The organism is Streptomyces amakusaensis (assembly GCF_039532665.1).
GTDB classification, from domain to species: Bacteria; Actinomycetota; Actinomycetes; order Streptomycetales; family Streptomycetaceae; genus Streptomyces; species Streptomyces amakusaensis.
Genome location: NZ_BAAASB010000009.1, coordinates 234,526 through 251,604 on the forward strand (window position 1 = coordinate 234,526; position 17,079 = coordinate 251,604).

Annotated in this window: 14 protein-coding genes; 8 read left to right on the top strand and 6 right to left on the bottom strand. The window is 72.8% G+C overall.

Features of this window, described 5'->3' with window-relative positions:
* Nucleotides 1-24: 24 nt before the first annotated feature.
* A complete protein-coding gene (locus ABD371_RS18300) occupies nucleotides 25-927 on the bottom strand; it encodes a GNAT family N-acetyltransferase (RefSeq protein WP_344478201.1) in 903 nt (300 codons plus the stop codon).
* A 279-nt stretch (nucleotides 928-1,206) separates the two neighbouring features.
* On the opposite strand from ABD371_RS18300, the gene ABD371_RS18305 reads away from it, so the two are divergent.
* Nucleotides 1,207-1,773, top strand: coding sequence for an FHA domain-containing protein (locus tag ABD371_RS18305; RefSeq protein ID WP_344478204.1), 567 nt, complete (start codon nucleotides 1,207-1,209; stop codon nucleotides 1,771-1,773).
* On the opposite strand, the gene treY is transcribed toward ABD371_RS18305, so the two are convergent.
* Entirely contained in the window at nucleotides 1,760-4,183 is a 2,424-nt protein-coding gene (treY, locus tag ABD371_RS18310) for a malto-oligosyltrehalose synthase (protein ID WP_344478206.1), read from the bottom strand. The genes ABD371_RS18305 and treY overlap by 14 nt on opposite strands.
* 106 nt (nucleotides 4,184-4,289) lie before the next feature.
* Entirely contained in the window at nucleotides 4,290-6,410 is a 2,121-nt protein-coding gene (gene glgX, locus ABD371_RS18315) for a glycogen debranching protein GlgX (RefSeq protein WP_344478208.1), read from the bottom strand.
* A gap of 310 nt (nucleotides 6,411-6,720) precedes the next feature.
* On the opposite strand from glgX, the gene ABD371_RS18320 reads away from it, so the two are divergent.
* Both ABD371_RS18320 and ABD371_RS18325 read left to right on the top strand, forming a co-directional pair.
* Nucleotides 6,721-7,953, top strand: coding sequence for an SAV2148 family HEPN domain-containing protein (locus tag ABD371_RS18320; protein ID WP_344478210.1), 1,233 nt, complete (start codon nucleotides 6,721-6,723; stop codon nucleotides 7,951-7,953).
* A gap of 122 nt (nucleotides 7,954-8,075) precedes the next feature.
* Nucleotides 8,076-8,798: a 3'-5' exonuclease gene (locus ABD371_RS18325; protein ID WP_344478213.1), complete on the top strand. Its 723-nt coding sequence runs from the start codon at nucleotides 8,076-8,078 to the stop codon at nucleotides 8,796-8,798.
* Nucleotides 8,799-8,832: 34 nt separating this feature from the next.
* On the opposite strand, the gene ABD371_RS18330 is transcribed toward ABD371_RS18325, so the two are convergent.
* Nucleotides 8,833-9,684 carry a phosphotransferase gene (locus ABD371_RS18330; RefSeq protein ID WP_344478215.1) on the bottom strand — a complete coding sequence of 284 codons (852 nt, stop codon included), beginning with the start codon at nucleotides 9,682-9,684 and terminating at the stop codon, nucleotides 8,833-8,835.
* 151 nt (nucleotides 9,685-9,835) lie between these two features.
* Between ABD371_RS18330 and ABD371_RS18335 the strand changes: the two genes are divergently transcribed.
* From ABD371_RS18335 to ABD371_RS18355, 5 genes are all read left to right on the top strand, one after another.
* Nucleotides 9,836-10,834, top strand: coding sequence for a carbohydrate ABC transporter permease (locus ABD371_RS18335; RefSeq protein ID WP_381733911.1), 999 nt, complete (start codon nucleotides 9,836-9,838; stop codon nucleotides 10,832-10,834).
* Nucleotides 10,831-11,676 (top strand): carbohydrate ABC transporter permease, encoded by an 846-nt coding sequence (locus ABD371_RS18340; RefSeq protein ID WP_344478217.1) that lies wholly within the window; start codon nucleotides 10,831-10,833, stop codon nucleotides 11,674-11,676. The genes ABD371_RS18335 and ABD371_RS18340 overlap by 4 nt, the downstream gene beginning before the upstream one ends.
* Entirely contained in the window at nucleotides 11,676-13,028 is a 1,353-nt protein-coding gene (locus tag ABD371_RS18345) for an ABC transporter substrate-binding protein (protein ID WP_344478219.1), read from the top strand. Before ABD371_RS18340 ends, ABD371_RS18345 begins: the two co-directional genes overlap by 1 nt.
* A 65-nt stretch (nucleotides 13,029-13,093) precedes the next feature.
* Entirely contained in the window at nucleotides 13,094-14,302 is a 1,209-nt protein-coding gene (gene mgt, locus ABD371_RS18350) for a macrolide-inactivating glycosyltransferase (protein WP_344478222.1), read from the top strand.
* A 270-nt stretch (nucleotides 14,303-14,572) separates the two neighbouring features.
* Nucleotides 14,573-15,772 (top strand): S8 family peptidase, encoded by a 1,200-nt coding sequence (locus ABD371_RS18355; RefSeq protein ID WP_344478225.1) that lies wholly within the window; start codon nucleotides 14,573-14,575, stop codon nucleotides 15,770-15,772.
* Between the two features lie 104 nt (nucleotides 15,773-15,876).
* On the opposite strand, the gene ABD371_RS18360 is transcribed toward ABD371_RS18355, so the two are convergent.
* Together ABD371_RS18360 and ABD371_RS18365 are read right to left on the bottom strand one after the other, a co-directional pair.
* On the bottom strand, nucleotides 15,877-16,068 hold the full coding sequence (locus ABD371_RS18360) for a DUF4236 domain-containing protein (protein WP_344478227.1): 192 nt from the start codon (nucleotides 16,066-16,068) through the stop codon (nucleotides 15,877-15,879).
* A 115-nt stretch (nucleotides 16,069-16,183) separates the two neighbouring features.
* Nucleotides 16,184-16,954 carry a sirohydrochlorin chelatase gene (locus ABD371_RS18365; RefSeq protein WP_344478229.1) on the bottom strand — a complete coding sequence of 257 codons (771 nt, stop codon included), beginning with the start codon at nucleotides 16,952-16,954 and terminating at the stop codon, nucleotides 16,184-16,186.
* Nucleotides 16,955-17,079: the final 125 nt, after the last annotated feature.

Here is a 17,079-nt window from a genome sequence, read left to right on the forward strand (position 1 = left end):
GCGCCTGTCACCGGCTACCGGCGGCTACCGGCCGTCGTCGGGTCCCGGCACCAGATGGACGCGCTCGTCGACGATCGGATACCCGGCGCGGGCGAACTGCGCCGCCATCGGGAAGTTGCCCTGGTCGGTGGCGGCCAGGATGTGCTCCGCCCCCTGCTCGGCCAGCGTGTGCGTGCACTCCGCGAGCAGGTCGTACGCGTAGCCGTGGCCGCGCTGCTCCGGCAGGACGCCGATGAAGCCGACGCACGGCCCCGCGTGGATGCGCGCCGGGACATGCAGCCCGACCGGCTCGCCGTCGGCGGTGTGGGCCAGCCGCCACCACTCGCGCGGCGAGTCGCACGCGCGGAAGTAGTCCAGCTCCGCCTGGGCCGCCCGGTCGAGCCCGCCCTCCTCGATGTCGAGGAGCGCGTGCGCGTCGAGCGTCGCCGAGTGGATCCGGCGGAGCAGCCGGAAGAAGACCTCGTCGTCGGGCTCGGGCCGGAAGACCAGCCGCCCCGGCCGCGCGGGCAGCCCGCACTCGGGCGTCCACCGGTACTGGTAGCGCTCCACCAGCACCCGCATTCCGGCCGCCTCGGCGGCCCGCAGCCGGGCCTGCCCCGCGGCGTGCGCCTCGGGGTCCTCGCGCCAGTTCCTGGGCAGGATCAGCTGGTACTCGACGCGGTACGGGGCGGTGCGCAGCAGCTCCGCGCCCGCCTCCTCCTCGCCCTCGGCGACGTCGAACCAGTTGATGGTGAAGGGCTCCAAGTCGCCGGGACGGCCCCACCAGGCGGCCCGGGCGACGACGCGGCCGTCGCGCAGGGCGACGCGCTTCCACTCGGGCCGGTGGACGGCATGGGCGAGGGCACGGCCGACGCCGAGCGGATCGGGCAGGGAGTCGAAGAGATGGGCGTCGCTCTCGTCGAGCGCGCGGATGACCAGATCGGTCATGGAAGAAGTCCTCCGGAGAAGCGGTGGTGCGCTCCCGGTCAGACTGCGAACGCCGGGCGGACGGGGCGGGAGCGCGGGAACGATGGGATGAACACGGCACTCGCCTCCTCTCCGTCTGTCGTTGGCGTTGCCAGGACTGTACACGACCACAGCGCCCGCGCTCACTCTTTTCCAACTGGCCGGAACTGGCGCTTCCGTGCAGGTCAGCCAAGGTGCCGAAGATGACCGGAACCTCCCCGATTCTGGACAGCGCGCGCCCGTGGGGCGGACAATCACCGAGTGACGTCGTCGTTTGAGTTCCCCACGTACCCCGCTCCGGCCGTCAGGCTCTCCGACGCCGAGCGGGACCGGGTGGTCGGTGTGCTCAGGGAGGGCGCGGCCGACGGCAAGCTCTCGCACGACACCTTCCTGCGCCGGATGGAACTGGCCCTTGTCGCCAGCCGTCCGGAGGAGTTGCGGGTGCTCACCGCCGACCTCGGCGTCCGCGCCCGGCCGGAGGGCGTCGCCCAGCGGATGGTCGGCGCGGTCGGCGAGGCGTCCGCGTTCTTCGTACGGCTGCGCAGGGCCTGGCAGACGGAGAAGCTGCCGCCGCTGCTGCTGCCCGAGACCGGCCCGTTCGCGCTGCGGATCGGCCGCGACCCGGGCAACGGCCTGCGGCTCAGCCATGACACGGTCTCCCGGGCCCATGCCGAACTCGCCCTGCGCGGCGGCGTATGGGTCCTCCGCGACCTCGGCTCCACCAACGGCACCACCGTCAACGGGCGGCGGGTGGCGGGCTCGGTCGTCGTCCAGGACGGCGACATGGTCGGTTTCGGCCGGATGAGCTTCCGGCTCACCGCTCCCTGACCGCCGGGCCCCGGCGGCTCAGCAGCGCCACCGGACGGTCCGCGAACAGCTCCGCCAGCCGCACCGGTGCGCCGCCCGTCAACTCCCTTCCCTCCAGCAGGAGATCGTCCCACCGGCCCTCGGGCAGCGTCAGCTCCGTCTCCCGCCAGCCGCCCGCGCGCTCCAGACCGAGCGAGAGCCGGGTGACCGCCGCGACCACCTCGCCGGTGCGGCAGAAGGCGACACAGTGCGCGGCGGCCGGCCCGGCCGCGCGCAGCGGCGCGTAACTTCCCGCGGCGCCGAACACCCCGGGCCGCTCCCGGCGCAGCCGCAGCGCCGCGCGCGTCAGCGCCGTCTTCTCGTCCGGCGGCCCCTGTGCGAACGGCTCCCGGTTGTCCGGGTCCACCAGGGCGCGGCAGTCCCGCTCGGTGCCCTGGTAGAGGTCCGGTACCCCCGGCATCGCCAGCTGGAGCAGCGCCGCGCCCAGCGCGTTCGCCCGCCCGTACGGCTCCAGTCCGCGCGCGAGGCGCAGCGCCGAGCGCGGCGGCGGCCCGGCGGGCCCGGCCGCCACGAAGGCGGCGAGAGCGCTCTCGTACTCCTGGTCCGGCTCGGTCCAGGTGGTGTGCAGCGCGGCCTCCCGCGCGCCCTTGAGCAGCGCGCGCCCCAGCCGCTCGCCGCGAGCGGGACCGGAGCCGGAGCCGGAGCCGGAGTCGGAGTCGGAGTCGGGATCGAGGCCGGGATCGGGATCGGGATCGAGGCCGAGGCCGATCGCCGTCTGCCAGGCCGTCCACGCCAGCCGCCGGTCGGGCGCGCTCCCGCCCGCGCGCCCCGCCGTCTCCCCGGTGACGGCGGCGAGGAAGGCGGTCCATCGCTCCGGGCATTCGGACAGCACGGCGATCCTCGCCCGTACATCCGCGCTGTGCTTGGTGTCGTGCGTGGTCAGCGCCGTGCCGGTGGCGGGCCAGTCGCGCGCCAGCCGTTCGGCGTACGCGTGGAACTCCTCCGGCTCGACGAAGGGCCGGCCGGGATCACCGCCGACCTCATTGGCGCAGATCAGCGGCGTATGACGGTAGAAGGCCGTGTCCTCGACGGACTTGGCGCGCAGCGCGGACGCGGTCTGCGCGAACCGCGCGCGGAAGGCGTCCCGCGAGGGGCTCTCACCGAGCCGTCCGAGCGCCAGCTCCCGTACGACGTCGACCGCCGAGGCCTCCTCGGGGACGGGGAAGGCGGCCTTGGCGGCGGTCGCCGCGCCGGGGGTGAGGACCTCCTCGGCCCCGGTCCGGTACGGCCGGTAGACCGGCACCCGGATCAGCAGCTCGCGGATCGCGGTCCGCAGCGCCCAGGGGGCGTGGTCGCGCAGCCGGGGGTCACCGGCGCAGACCCGTTCGGCGAGCCGGGTCAGCGCGGTGACCTCGGCGGCCAGCTCATGGGTGATCACACGGTGGGCGGCCCGGCGGACGGTCGGTTCCCAGCTGCCGCCCAGGTCGTCGGCGGCCCCGGAGAACTCGCGGTGGCGGCGGAGCAGTTCGCGGCAGCCGTCGGGGTCGGCGAAGAGGCCGTCGACGCGGCGCAGGGTGTCGTATCCGGTGGTGCCGTCCACCGGCCAGCCGGGGGGCAGCCGCTCCTCGCCGGTGAGGATCTTCTCCACCACGGTCCAGCAGCCGGGTCCGAGGGCGGTGTCCAGCCGCCGCAGATACTCCTCCGGGTCGGCGAGCCCGTCGGGGTGGTCGATCCGCACCCCCTCCACGACCCCGTCCCGGACCAGTTCCACGATCTTGGCGTGGGTGGCCTCGAAGACCTCCGGGTCCTCCACACGCACCCCGATCAGCTCCGACACGGTGAAGAAGCGGCGATAGGCCAGCTCGGTCCGGGCCAGCCGCCACCAGCCGAGCCGGTACCACTGGGCGTCCAGGAGTTCCGGCAGCGGCAGCGCGGCGGTCGTCCCCCGGAGCGGGAAGCGGTGCTCGCCGTAGTGGAGCACGTCCGACTCGACGCGCATCGCGGCGCTCTCCTCGCCGAGCCGGCCGCCGAGCACCGGCAGCAGCACCCGTCCGCCGCCCGCCTCCCAGTCGATGTCGAACCAGCGGGCGTACGGCGATCCGGGGCCGTGCCGCAGGACGTCCCACAGGGCGCGGTTGTACCGGGGGACGGCGGCCATGTGGTTGGGCACGATGTCCAGGACCAGCCCCAGACCGTGGTCGCGGGCGGTCCGGGCGAGCGCGCGGAGACCGGCCTCGCCGCCCAGCTCCTCCCGTACCCGGGTGGGATCGGTGACGTCGTAGCCGTGCGCCGAACCCGGGACCGCCTCCAGCACGGGGGAGAGGTGCAGATGCGAGACGCCGAGCCCGGCGAGGTACGGCACGGCCGCCTCGGCCGCCGCGAAGGGGAAGCGGGGCTGGAGCTGGAGCCGGTAGGTGGCGGTGGGCTTCATGCCCGCGTACGTACCCGCCCGGCGGACCGGTCTGTCACCGGGCCGGGGGAGGGTGTGCGCCGATCGGCCCACAGCCTCCCCCGGCCCGACGGCGGGGGCGGGAGGGCTACGCGGGTCTGCGCAGCACCACCAGACTCCGTCCCACCAGCCACACCCGGTCCCCGGCCGCGACCTTCGCCCCGCCGCCGGGCGGCACCCCCTCGGGGCGGGCGGTGTCCACCACCACCTGCCACTGCCGGCCGTGGTGGACCGGCACGGCGAAGTCGAGATCCTCCGCGCCGGCGTTGAACATCAGCAGGAAGGAGTCGTCGCGGATCCGCTCCCCCCGGGGTCCCGGCTCCGAGATCGCGTTCCCGTTGAGGAAGACCGTGAGCGCCCTGGCCTGCGCGGACTGCCAGTTCCGCTGGGTCATCTGACGGCCCTCGGGGGTGAACCAGGCGATGTCGGTCAGCTCGTCCTGGGCCCCCGCCACCGGGCGGCCGTGGAAGAACCGCCGCCGGCGGAAGACCGGGTGGTCGCGCCGGAGCCACACCATCGTCCGGGTGAACTCCAGCAGCGTCCCCTCCGCCCCGGAGCCCGGCTCGGGCCACTTCACCCAGGAGAGTTCGCCGTCCTGGCAGTAGGCGTTGTTGTTGCCGCGCTGGGTGCGCCCGAACTCGTCGCCGTGGCTGAGCATCGGCACGCCCTGCGAGAGCATCAGCGTCGCGATGAAGTTCCGCATCTGACGGCCGCGCACCTCCAGCACCTCGGGGTCCTCGCTCTCGCCCTCCGCCCCGCAGTTCCAGGAGCGGTTGTGGCTCTCGCCGTCCCGATTCCCCTCCCCGTTGGCCTCGTTGCGCTTCTCCTCGTAGGAGACCAGGTCGTGAAGGGTGAATCCGTCGTGGCAGGTCACGAAGTTGATCGAGGCCAGCGGACGCCGCCCGTCGTCCTGGTAGAGGTCGGACGAGCCGGTCAGCCGGGAGGCGAACTCCGCCAGGGTGCGCGGCCTGCCCCGCCACAGATCGCGCACGGTGTCCCGGTACTCGCCGTTCCACTCGGTCCACAGTGGCGGGAACTTCCCCACCTGGTAGCCGCCCTCGCCCACGTCCCAGGGCTCGGCGATCAGCTTCACCCGGCTCACCACCGGATCCTGCTGCACCAGATCGAAGAACGAGGACAGCCGGTCCACCTCGTGGAACTGCCGGGCCAGGGTCGCCGCCAGATCGAAGCGGAAGCCGTCCACATGCATCTCGGTGACCCAGTACCGCAGCGAATCCATGATCATCTGGAGTACGTGCGGGCTCCGCATCAGCAGCGAGTTCCCGGTGCCGGTGGTGTCGGTGTAGTGCCGGCGGTCCTCGGCCAGCCGGTAGTACGAGGCGTTGTCCAGGCCCCGGAAGGAGAGCGTCGGGCCCAGATGGCTGCCCTCGGCCGTGTGGTTGTAGACGACGTCGAGGATGACCTCGATGCCCGCCTGGTGCAGCGCCCGGACCGCGTGCTTGAACTCCAGCACCTGTTCGCCCCGCTCGCCCCAGGAGGCGTAGGCGTTGTGCGGGGCGAAGAACCCGATGGTGTTGTAGCCCCAGTAGTTGCTCAGCCCGGCGTCCACCAGCCGGTGGTCGTGGACGAACTGATGGACCGGCATCAGCTCCAGCGTGGTGACGCCCAGCTCGGTCAGATGCGAGATCACCGCCGGATGGGCGAGCCCGGCGTAGGTCCCGCGCAGCTCCTCGGGCAGCTCCGGATGGAGCATCGTCAGGCCCTTCACATGGGCCTCGTAGATCACCGTGCGGTGGTAGTCCGTGCGGGGGGACCGGTCGTCGCCCCAGTCGAAGTACGGGTTGACCACCACCGAGGCCATGGTGTGCGGGGCGGAGTCCAGGTCATTGCGGGAGTCCGGCCGGCCGAAGTGATAGCCGTAGACCGACTCGTCCCAGTGGATTTCTCCGCTTATCGCACGGGCGTACGGGTCCAGGAGGAGTTTGGCGGAGTTGCAGCGCTGCCCGCGCTCCGGCGCGTACGGGCCGTGGACCCGGAATCCGTACCGCTGACCCGGCATCACGCCCGGCAGATACGCGTGCCGGACAAAAGCGTCGGTCTCGCGCAGTTCCACCGCCGTCTGCGAGCCGTCGTCGTGCAGCAGACACAGTTCGATGCGGTGGGCTGCCTCGGAGAACACCGCGAAGTTGGTTCCGGCGCCGTCGTAGGAGGCGCCGAGGGGGTATGCCCGTCCCGGCCAGACCTGCATGGAAGAACTCTTACCCTTCCGATCCGGGTGTAGAGGGACACAACGTCCGGATCCTGGTGAAAGTATCGCTGGCGGGCCGCCCGGAGGCCGGGGACGACGCGGTCAACATCGGGTTCCTTCCGTCCCCCCTCGGGCGGCGGCCCGGACCGTACCGCTATGAATCGGCTCACTCCGGGGGATCCCGCCCGCAGGAACGTATCGGCGGATAAAGGGAGTTGGGAAAGGAGCGTGTCGATCCGGCTGCACCGCGTCCCGCATGCGGAGTAGTCTTCCTTGATCGTTGGGTGGGGGACGGGAAGGCGGTGCGCGGGTGAGCTCGGGAGGTCTGGAGCTGCCCCCCGGTGACACAGGTCACGAGGGGGACACCGGCGACATCCCGCCCGGTGCGGTCTCGCTCGCCAGACCGATGGAAATCGGGGCGGAGCTGGACTGGGGCGCGGAGGCCTGGAGCGAGGTGCGCACCCGCGCCCAGCGGGCCGGGCGCGCCTACATCTGGCTCAATCTGGTCGAACAGAGGCTGCGCGCGGTGGTCGCCGCAGTGCTCCGGCCGATCTACGAGCCGGTCCACGGCGACGACTGGGTGGTGGCCGCGGCGGGCCCGGCGGGCCAGGAGTGGGTGCAGCGGGCGGTCGCGGTGCGGGAGGTCTCCCGCCGCAAGGGGTATCTGCTGGACCCCGCCGACGACAATGTCCTCTCCTTCCTCACCCTGCCCCAGCTGCGCGAACTGATGGTGCAGCACTGGCCGTGCTTCGCGCCGTACTTCGACGACCGGCGCGATGTGGAGCTGGCACTGGACGAGCTGGAGGTCACCCGCAATGTGGTCTCCCGCAACCGGGCGCTGAACGAGGCCGTCCTCGCCCAGGCCGAGCGGGCCTCCGCCCGGCTCCTCGACATACTCGGCAGCGGCGCCGGGGTCCCCTCCGCCGACCGGCTCCCGGTCGACGCGGTGGAGGACCTCGTCGGCGACCGGTACGCGGACGTCGTCTCGGTCCACCCCGACCGGGTCCGGCTCCAGCGCCAGCTGCCGGCCGAGGATCTCTTCGGGGGCGCGCGCCGCCTCGACGCGATCGGCATAGGCCTGAATCTCCTGGTGCAGAACTTCTCCGGCCGCCGGCTGGTCCGGCTCGCCGAGTCGGGCTGCCGGGTCCGGCTGCTCTTCCTCAACCCGGCGAGCAGCTCGGTCAAGCGGCGCGAGCGGGAACTCGGCATCAGGAAGGGCGAGCTGAGCCGCACCGTGGAGATGAACATCCTCCATATGCGCCGGGTGCGGGCGCGGCTGCGGGACCCGGGGGCCTTCGAGATCCAGGTCTTCGACGAAACACCCCGCTTCACCGCCTATCTCGTCGACGGCGACGGGCCCGACGGCCTGGCGGTCGTACAGACCTATCTGCGCAAGGCCCGGGGCATGGAGGCCCCGGTGCTGGTGCTGCGCGGGGGCGGGCGCTCGGTGGTCCGCGCCGGGCAGGAGGGGGAGCACGGGCTCTTCCAGACCTACCGCGAGGAGTTCGAATCGGAGTGGGCCGACTCCCGGCCGGTCTCCTGACAGCGGGCCCGGCGGGCCGGGCCGTCGAGAGCCTTCGGCGGGACGCGGGGCCGGGGCTGTCAGTGGCGCGTGGGAGGGTGATACCCGAGACGGGGGAAGGCCCCGTGGAGGAGGACCGCACGATGGCTTGGCACGGGGAACCGCTGGTCGGCTTCGACCTGGAGACGACCGGCACCGATCCGCAGGAGGCCCGGATCGTCACGGCCGCCGTCGTCCGTGTGCGGGCGGGGGAGCCCGTGGACAGCCGCGTCTGGCTGGCCGACCCGGGGATCCGCATCCCCGAGCAGGCCTCCGCCATCCACGGCATCAGCAATGAGCGGGCGGCGGCCGAGGGCCGCCCCGCCCGCGAGGTCGCCGACGAGATAGCGCGGGAGCTGACCGGCCACTGGCGCGAAGGCGTCCCGGTCGTCGCGTACAACGCGGCCTTCGATCTGACCCTGCTCACGGCGGAGCTGCGCCGCCACGGGCTCCCCTCGCTCTCCGAGCGGCTCGAAGGCCGCCCGATCGGCCCCGTGCTCGACCCCTACACGATCGACCGGGCCGTCGACCGCTACCGCAAGGGCAAGCGCAATCTGGAGGCGGTCTGCGCGGAGTACGGCGTCGCGCTGGAGGCGGCCCACGACGCGACCTCGGACGCGGTGGCGGCCGTGCGCGTGGCGCGCGCGGTGGCCGAGCGCCATCCCTCGGTCGCGGCCCTGGCCCCCGCCGAGCTGCATGACCGTCAGATCCGGTGGTACGCGGAGTGGGCGGTCGACTTCCAGGCCTTCCTGCGCCGCAAGGGCGATGCCGAGGCGGTCGTGGACGCCTCCTGGCCGATGAAGACCCCCGCGCCGGCCGGGGCCTGAGCCCCGGCCCCCGGGCGGCCCCGAAGGCCCCCGGTCAGAACGGGTGCCAGCGGACCTCGGGCCGGTTCTCGCGCAGGGACCGCACCCGGCGGGAGAACTCCTCGCGGGCCCGGGGGTTCGACACCGCGTGCTGCGCCACCCAGGCACAGCTCGCCGTCTCCCTGGCCCCCCGCAGCACCGCGCACCCCGCCCACTCCCGGACGTCCCAGCCATAGGCCTCGGTGAACTCCTCGTACGCCTTTGGCGCGAGCCCGTACCGGTCGCGGGAGAGCGCCATCACCACCAGATCGTGCTCCCGCAGATCGGCGGAGAAGGTCTCCAGATCCACCAGCACCGGGCCCGCCGGGCCCACATGGACATTGCGCGGCAGCGCGTCCCCGTGGATCGGTCCGGGCGTCAGCCGGGGCGTGAGCGCCGCCGCCGCGTCGGCGAAGCCGTCGCGGCGGGCCCGCAGAAACTCCGCGTCCGCCGGATCGATCGCGTCCCCCGCCAGCCGCAGCCAGCGCTCCACCCCGCCCAGCAGCTCCCGCCGGGGCAGCTCGAACCCCGGCGCGGGCAGGACGTGCACCAGCCGCAGCAGCTCCGCCAGATCACCGGGCCCGGCGGGCCGGACGGCGTCCGGCAGCCGGTGCCAGTAGGTCACCGGATGGCCGTCGGCCAGGTGGGCCGCCGCCCGCGCGGGCCGCACCGCCGGGACGCCCGCCTCTTCCAGCCAGCGCCCGATCGCCACCTCGCGCTCGGCCCGCGCCAGCAGCTCGGCGGAGCGGCCGACCTTCACCACCACATCGCCCGCGTCGAACACCGCGTTCTCGCCCAGGGCCAGCAGCGCCGCCCCGGCGGACACTCCGGCCGCCTCCAGCACCTCACGTGCCCGTGCCTCGTCCATCGCCGTGCCTCTCCCGCTCTCACCCGTTCGAATCCGCCAAAGTCTCGCATCCGCCCGTAGGTCTCCTTGACGAACCCACGGCCCGTCAGCACGATGACGGGGGCCGCCCTCAGGTCAGACTGGGAGAAAGCCGTCCAAAGGAGTCCATTACGTGACATCCGTGAGCACGGCACCCCCATCGAGAGAGCCCGGAGAGCCACGAGAGCCCGGAGACCCCGGGGAGCCCGGAGCGCGCCCCCCGGCGCGCCCGCGCCGCACCGGCGGCCGGCCGCCCGGGAAGATCCTGGACCACGGGGCCTGGTTCCTCGTGCTCCCCGCCCTGATCCCGATCCTGGTGCTCAGCGTCGGCCCGCTGCTCTACGGAATCGCGCTCGCCTTCACCGACTCCCAGGCCGGCCGCACCACCCCCACCCAGTGGATCGGGACCCTCAACTTCCGGGACCTCCTCCACGACACCCTCTTCTGGGACTCCTTCGGCATCGGCCTCCTCTGGGCCGTCGGCGTCACCGTCCCGCAATTCCTCCTCGCCCTCGGCCTCGCACTCCTCCTCAACCAGGAGCTGCGGTTCCGCCGGCTCGCCCGGGCGCTCGCGATCATCCCCTGGGCCATGCCCGAGGTGGTCGTCGGCATCATGTGGCGGCTGGTCTACAACGCCGACGCCGGGATCCTCAACGAGACCATCCGCGACCTCGGCCTCGGCGAGGGGCGCGACTGGCTGACCGGGCTCGCCACCGCGCTGCCCGCGGTGATCGTCGTCGGAGTCTGGGCGGGGATGCCCCAGACCACCGTCGCCCTGCTCGCGGGCCTCCAGAACACCCGGCGCGAACTCCACGAGGCCGCCGCCCTCGACGGCGCGGGGGCCTGGCGCAGATTCCGCACGGTCACCTGGCCCGCCCTGCGCCCCATCGCCCTCGCGATCACCGCGCTCAATTTCATCTGGAACGTCAACGCGTTCGCCCTGGTGTACGTGCTCACCGCCGGCGGCCCCGGCGGCCGGACCCGGCTGCCGATGCTCTTCGCGTACGAGGAGGCCTTCCGGTACGGACAGTTCGGCTACGCCGCCGCCATGAGCTGTGTGATGGTCGCGGTCATCTCGGTGCTGCTCGCCCTCTACCTCGTGGGGCGGCTCAGAGGAGGCGACGACCAGTGATCCGCACAGGACGGGCCGCTCGCGCCGGGCGGGCCGGACAGTATCTGGCCCTTCTGGGCTATCTCCTCTTTCTCGCCCTCCCCTTCGTCTGGCTGCTCTCCACCGCCGTCAAACCGGCCCGCGAGCTGGGCTCGCTCCATCCCTCCTGGATCCCCCGGGACCCGACCTTCGCCAACTTCCGCCAGGCCTTCGAGGAACAGCCCCTGCTCCGGGCGGCGGGCAACAGCCTGCTCGTCGCCGTGTCCGCCGCGCTGATCTGTGTGGTGATCGCCACCCCGGTGGCCTACGCGCTGGCCCGCCACCGCACCCGGCTCTCCACGGCGGCCACCGGCTGGGTGGTGGTGAGCCAGGCGTTCCCCTTCATTCTGGTGATCATTCCGCTCTTTCTGATCCTGCGGAATCTGCGGCTGATCAACACCCTGTCGGGGCTGATCATGGTGTACGTCGTCTGGGCGCTGCCCTTCGCGATCTGGATGCTCGTCGGTTTCGTCCGGGCGGTGCCGCGCGAACTGGAGGAGGCCGCGGCCGTCGACGGCGCGGGCCGGGTGCGGGTCCTGTTCTCGGTCGTCGCCCCGCTGATCGCGCCGGGCGCGGCGGCCACGGCGCTCTTCGCCTTCATCACCGCGTGGAACGAGTTCTTCTTCGCCCTGGTCCTCCTCAAGACCCCGGAGAAACAGACCTTGCCGGTCGTCCTCACCCACTTCCTCGGCGCGGAGGGCGTGGCCGACCTGGGCCCGCTCGCCGCCGCCGCGTTCCTGGCGACGATTCCCTCGCTCGTCATCTTCGCCGTCATCCAGAAGCAGATCACCGGCGGCATGGCGGAGGGGGCGGTGAAGGCCTGATGCCCCAGCCCCAGCCCCAGCCCCAGCCCCCGGCCCCGCTTTCGCGGCTCCCGCGCCTCGTCGCCCGTCCGGCGGCGGCGGTCGCCGCCGCGCTGGCCCTGCTGCTGACCGGCTGCACGGCCGCCGCCCCGGACGGCTCCGACGGCCGGATCCGCCTCCGTTTCCAGTCGCTGGCCTGGCAGAAGGAGTCCGTCGACGCCAACAAGGAGCTGGTGCGGGAGTGGAACGCGCGCCACCCCGACATCCGGGTGGAGTACGTCCAGGGCAGCTGGGACAGCGTCCACGACCAGCTGCTCACCTCCTTCGAGGGCGGCGAGGCCCCCGACGTCATCCATGACGCCTCCGACGATCTCGCCGACTTCGCCCACGGCGGTTACCTGGCCGATCTGCGCGGACTGCTCTCCGAGCGGCTCACCTCCGACATCCCCCGGCGGAGCTGGGAGACGGTCACCTTCGGCGAGGGCGTCTACGGGGTCCCCTTCCTCCAGGAGCCCCGGGTGCTGATCGCCGAGAAGGGGATCATCGAGTCCTCGGGCGTCCGGGTGCCGACCCCGGAGCACCCCTGGAGCTGGGAGGAGTTCCGCGAGGTCGCCAAGGTGCTGACCGCCGCCATGGGCAAGGGGAGGTACGCGGTCGCCTGGCCGCTGCGCGAGCCGGTCTCCGCCACCCTCAACCTCGGGCTCTCGGCCGGCGGCCGGCTGTTCCACCGGGGCGACGACGGCAAAGTGACGATCCGTTTCACCGAGGGCGACGCGATGGTGCCCGGGACCATTCACGACCAGGTCAACACCGATCGCACCGCCTCTCCCAGCACCCTGGGCGCGGGCGGCTCGGACGCGCTGCCCGGTCTCTTCGGCGGCAAGTACGCGATGGTCCCGCTGGGTTTCTCCTACCGCCAGCAGGTGGTGAGCCAGGCCCCCGAGGGCTTCGAGTGGATGGTGCTGCCCGCGCCCGCCGGGCCCGGGGGAGCGGTCCAGGGCGTGAGCCCCCAGACCCTGTCGATCGCCCGGGACAGCCCGTACAAGAAGGAGGCCGCCGCCTTCATCGACTTCCTGCTCCGGCCCGCCAATACGGTGCGGCTCGCGAAGGGCGACTGGATGCTCCCGACCGGTGAGAAGGCCCTCGCCGACCCCTCCCTCCGGGTGGCGGAGCACGGCTGGGCCACCGGCACGGCGCTCGCCCGGGGCCTGAGGCCCGCGCCCGCGCAGTCGGTGCGCGGATACCCGGAGTGGAAGGACAAGGTGGCGACCCCCGCGTACCAGGAGTACTACAGCGGCGCGATCGACCGGGAGGAGCTGGAGAAGAGACTCGTGAAGGACGGGAATCTGGTGCTCGCCCGCTATCAGCGCTGACCGGGCCAGCGGAGCAGCACGTAATAACTTGCACGATACGTATCGTCTCGTTTAGGCTTGCGATCATGAGCACAGCACCGCGTTCCCACATCGCCATGTTCTCCATCGCCGCCCCGGGGCATGTGAACCCCAGCCTGGAGGTCGTGCGCGAGCTGGTCGCGCGCGGACACCGGGTCAGCTACGCGATCCCCGCGTCCTTCGCCGAGCGGGTCGCGGCCACCGGCGCGACCCCCGTCGTCTACGACTCGACCCTTCCGACGGAGGAGGACCCGGAGGCCTGGGGCACCGAGCTGATCGACAACATCGAGCCCTTCCTGCGGGACGGCATCCATGTGCTGCCCCAGCTGGCCGCCGCGTTCGAGGGCGACGAACCGGATCTCGTCATCCATGACATCACCGCCTACCCGGCGGTGCTGCTCGCCCACCGCTGGGGGGTCCCGGCCGTCTCCCTCTCACCCAATCTGGTCGCCTGGGAGGGGTACGAGGAGGAGGTGTCCGGCCCGATGTTCGCGGAGCTGAAGGCCTCGGAGCGGGGCAAGGCCTACTACGCCCGCTTCCGGGCGTGGCTCGCGGAGAACGGACTCGAAGGCGTGGACCCGGACCGGCTGGTGAGCCGGCCCCGGCGGTCGATCGTGCTGATTCCCAAGGCGCTCCAGCCGAACCCCGACCGGGTGGACGAGTCCGTCCACACCTTCGTCGGCGCGTGCCAGGGCGACCGGGGCGATCAGGGGGCGTGGAAGCGCCCGGCGGGCGCCGAGAAGGTGCTGCTGGTCTCCCTGGGCTCGTCGTTCACCAAGCAGCCCGCGTTCTACCGGGAGTGCGTCAAGGCCTTCGGCGAGCTGCCGGGCTGGCACACCGTGCTCCAGATCGGCCGTCATGTGTCCGAGGCGGAACTGGGCCCCGTCCCCGCCTCCGTCGAGGTCAGCCACTGGGTTCCCCAACTGGCGATCCTGCGGGAGGCGGACGCCTTCATCACCCACGCGGGCGCGGGCGGCAGCCAGGAGGGGCTCTCCACCGGGACCCCGATGGTGGCCGTCCCCCAGGCGGTGGACCAGTTCGGCAACGCGGACATGCTCGTCGGGCTCGGGGTGGCGCGCCGGCTGGACTCCGCGACCGCCACGGCCGAGGAGCTGCGTGAGGCGGTGCTCGCCCTGACCTCCGACCCCGAGGTGGCGCGCCGGCTCGCCGAGATCCGCGAACAGATGGCGGGGGAGGGCGGCACCCCGGCCGCGGCCGATCTGATCGAGGCCGAAATCCCCCCGCGCACCGCCTGAACGACCCCTTCCGCTCGCCCCGGACCCGCCGCTCACCCGGCGGTCCGGGGCGAAGTGGTGTCGGTGGTGAGGGGTGTTGAGGGAGCGGGTGTCCGATCTGTTCGGCCATGGCTGACTTTTCATTGCATAACCTTGTTGTAAAAATCACAGCCGTGCGGAGTTCACTTGATCTGAGCGCGTCAATGGGTGAGGGTTCGAGCCAGCCGCCGGAAGGATCTTCCAGGTCGGCGGCTCCATCCCCCCACCCGACACGAGGAGCCCCTCAACCTCATGGCAACTCACCGACGCCCGAGCCGTGTCAAGCTCACCGCGGGCATAGCCGCCGTCGCCGCGCTCGTCGGCGGCACCGCGCTCACCGCCGCCAACGCCGGGGCCGCGACGCCCCCGGAGGGAACCGTCCACGGCGTGAACGCCGAAGGCGCGGTCAGCGGCAGCTACATCGTGCTGCTCGACGAGAAGGCCGACAAGCGCGACCTGGCCCAGGAGTACGGCGGCAAGCTGCGCCGCGCCTACGACTCCTCCGTCAACGGCTTCTCCGCGACCGGCCTCACCGAGACCGAGGCCAAGCGGCTCGCCGCCGACCCCGCCGTCTCCAAGGTCGTCCAGAACAAGACCTTCTCCATCAACGCGACCCAGACCAACCCGCCGTCCTGGGGGCTGGACCGGATCGACCAGACCGCCACCGCGGGCGACCGCGCGTACAAGTACCCCGACACCGCGGGCGCGGGGGTGACCGCCTATGTGCTGGACACCGGGGTGCGCGTCACCCACCGGGACTTCCAGGGCCGCGCGAGCCACGGCTTCGACGCGATCGACAACGACAACATCGCCCAGGACGGCAACGGCCACGGCACCCATGTCGCGGGCACCATCGCCGGAGTGAGCCACGGGGTCGCCAAGAAGGCGAAGATCGTCGCCGTCCGGGTCCTCGACAACCGGGGCTCCGGCACCACCGAGCAGGTCGTCGCGGGCATCGACTGGGTCGCCAAGAACCGCAAGGGCCCCTCGGTCGCCAATATGAGCCTCGGCGGCGGTGCCGACGTCGCCCTCGACGCGGCCGTCCGCAGGGCGATCGCCTCCGGAGTCACCTTCGGCGTCGCGGCCGGCAACGAGTCCTCCGACGCGAGCCGGGTCTCACCCGCCCGCGTCCCCGAGGCGATCACGGTGGCCTCCACCACCAGGACCGACGCCCAGTCCTCGTTCTCCAACTTCGGCCGGTCCGTCGACCTCTACGCCCCCGGCTCGGACATCACTTCCGCCTGGCACACCAGCGACACCGGCACCAGGACGATCTCCGGCACCTCCATGGCCGCCCCGCACGTCGTCGGCGCGGCGGCGGTCCACCTCGCGGCCCGCCCGAACGCCACCCCGGCCCAGATCGCCCAGGCCCTGACCGGCGGAGCCACCTCCGGCAAGGTCGTCAACCCCACCCCGGGCACCCCCAACAAGCTGCTCAAGCTGGTCCCGTAGTCCCGTAGTCCCGTAGTCCCGTAGTCCCGCGCCCGGTGAGCCGGTCTCCGCGCCCTTCCCCCACGGGGCACGGAGACCGGCTCCCGGCCCGTCCGGCCCCCGGATCAGCGGCGGTGCGAATGCCTGCGCCAGCTGAAGCCGCCGGGCAGCCGGACCGAAGTGGTGCGGCGGCCGTGCCGGTCGCGGGTGATGTGGGCACGGCGGCTGCCGAGCGTCCAGGACCAGCCGCGTGAGCTGATGTTCAGATGCAGCACCTTGGGGATCACTGTGATCCGCTTGTGGTAGTGGAACGACATGTCGGCCTCCTCGCCTCGATGGTGCGCCGAACGCGCTCCGTACCCGTCACGGTAGAGCCACGGTCCTGTCACCGGCAGGCCGAGACGGCGTGCGTGTCGCACACCCCCGGGAACCTCAGGCGGGGACGGCCGGCCGCAGCGTCCGCGCCGGGGCCGTCAGGGCCGCCGGCGCGCTGTCGTAGCGGTGCAGCAGCAGCCGCGCCAGCTCGGGCGAAGGGCCCAGCACCCCGGCCAGGACATCGGCCTCCCGGGCCCCTTCGGCGATCCGGTCCGGAAGCCGGCCGGGGGCGATGACGTACGGCGCCACCGCCACCCGTGCGCAGCCCTCGTCCCGCAGGGCGCGCACCGAGTCCTCGGTGCGCGGAAGTGAGGCGGAGGCGAACGCAGGACGCACGGAGCACCAACCGGTGCGCCTCAGCTCCCGCGCCATGTCTGCGATCGCTGCGATCGCCTCCGGGTCTGTGGAGCCCGCCGCGGCCAGGACCAGCCCCGTCGAGCGGCGGTCACAGGGCCGCAGCCCCGCCTCCCGCAGTCGCCGCTCGACCGCGGCCAGCAGCAGCGGCGAGGGCCCGAGCACCTCCGCCTGCCGGATCCGCAGCTCCGGCAGCCGGGCCGAGGCCTCCCGCAGCACGCCGGGGATGTCGGACTTGGCGTGGAAGGCCCGGGTGAGCAGCAGCGGCAGCGCGATCACGTCCCCGGCCTCGCCGCTCGCCGCGAGCCGTTCCAGCACCTGCGGCACCGACGGCGCGTTGAAGTCCAGGAACGCCGTCTCCACCCGCAGCCCGGGCCGCAGCGCGCCGACCCGCCGCACCAGGGCGTGAACGGTCGCCGCGTGGCGGGGATCGCGGCTGCCGTGGGCGACGACGAGAAGGACGGGGCTGCGCATGGTCGGACTCTGTTCCTGTCGTGAGGCCGTGGACTCGAGGAGCGGGTACGTGATCGTGGAGTCGGCCGGCCGGTCCCGGCGGGCCGGGGAGGCGGATCCCGCCGGAACCGGCCGGCCGGGCTTGG

Bases quoted from the DNA above. Each gene is read 5' to 3' on its own strand.
- mgt (WP_344478222.1), top strand. From the start codon at position 13,094: ATGAGCACAGCACCGCGTTCCCACATCGCCATGTTCTCCATCGCCGCC.
- ABD371_RS18325 (WP_344478213.1), top strand. From the start codon at position 8,076: ATGGCTTGGCACGGGGAACCGCTGGTCGGCTTCGACCTGGAGACGACC.
- treY (WP_344478206.1), bottom strand. From the start codon at position 4,183: ATGAAGCCCACCGCCACCTACCGGCTCCAGCTCCAGCCCCGCTTCCCC.
- ABD371_RS18300 (WP_344478201.1), bottom strand. From the start codon at position 927: ATGACCGATCTGGTCATCCGCGCGCTCGACGAGAGCGACGCCCATCTC.
- ABD371_RS18345 (WP_344478219.1), top strand. From the start codon at position 11,676: ATGCCCCAGCCCCAGCCCCAGCCCCAGCCCCCGGCCCCGCTTTCGCGG.
- ABD371_RS18365 (WP_344478229.1), bottom strand. From the start codon at position 16,954: ATGCGCAGCCCCGTCCTTCTCGTCGTCGCCCACGGCAGCCGCGATCCC.
- ABD371_RS18330 (WP_344478215.1), bottom strand. From the start codon at position 9,684: ATGGACGAGGCACGGGCACGTGAGGTGCTGGAGGCGGCCGGAGTGTCC.
- ABD371_RS18360 (WP_344478227.1), bottom strand. From the start codon at position 16,068: ATGTCGTTCCACTACCACAAGCGGATCACAGTGATCCCCAAGGTGCTG.
- ABD371_RS18355 (WP_344478225.1), top strand. From the start codon at position 14,573: ATGGCAACTCACCGACGCCCGAGCCGTGTCAAGCTCACCGCGGGCATA.
- glgX (WP_344478208.1), bottom strand. From the start codon at position 6,410: ATGCAGGTCTGGCCGGGACGGGCATACCCCCTCGGCGCCTCCTACGAC.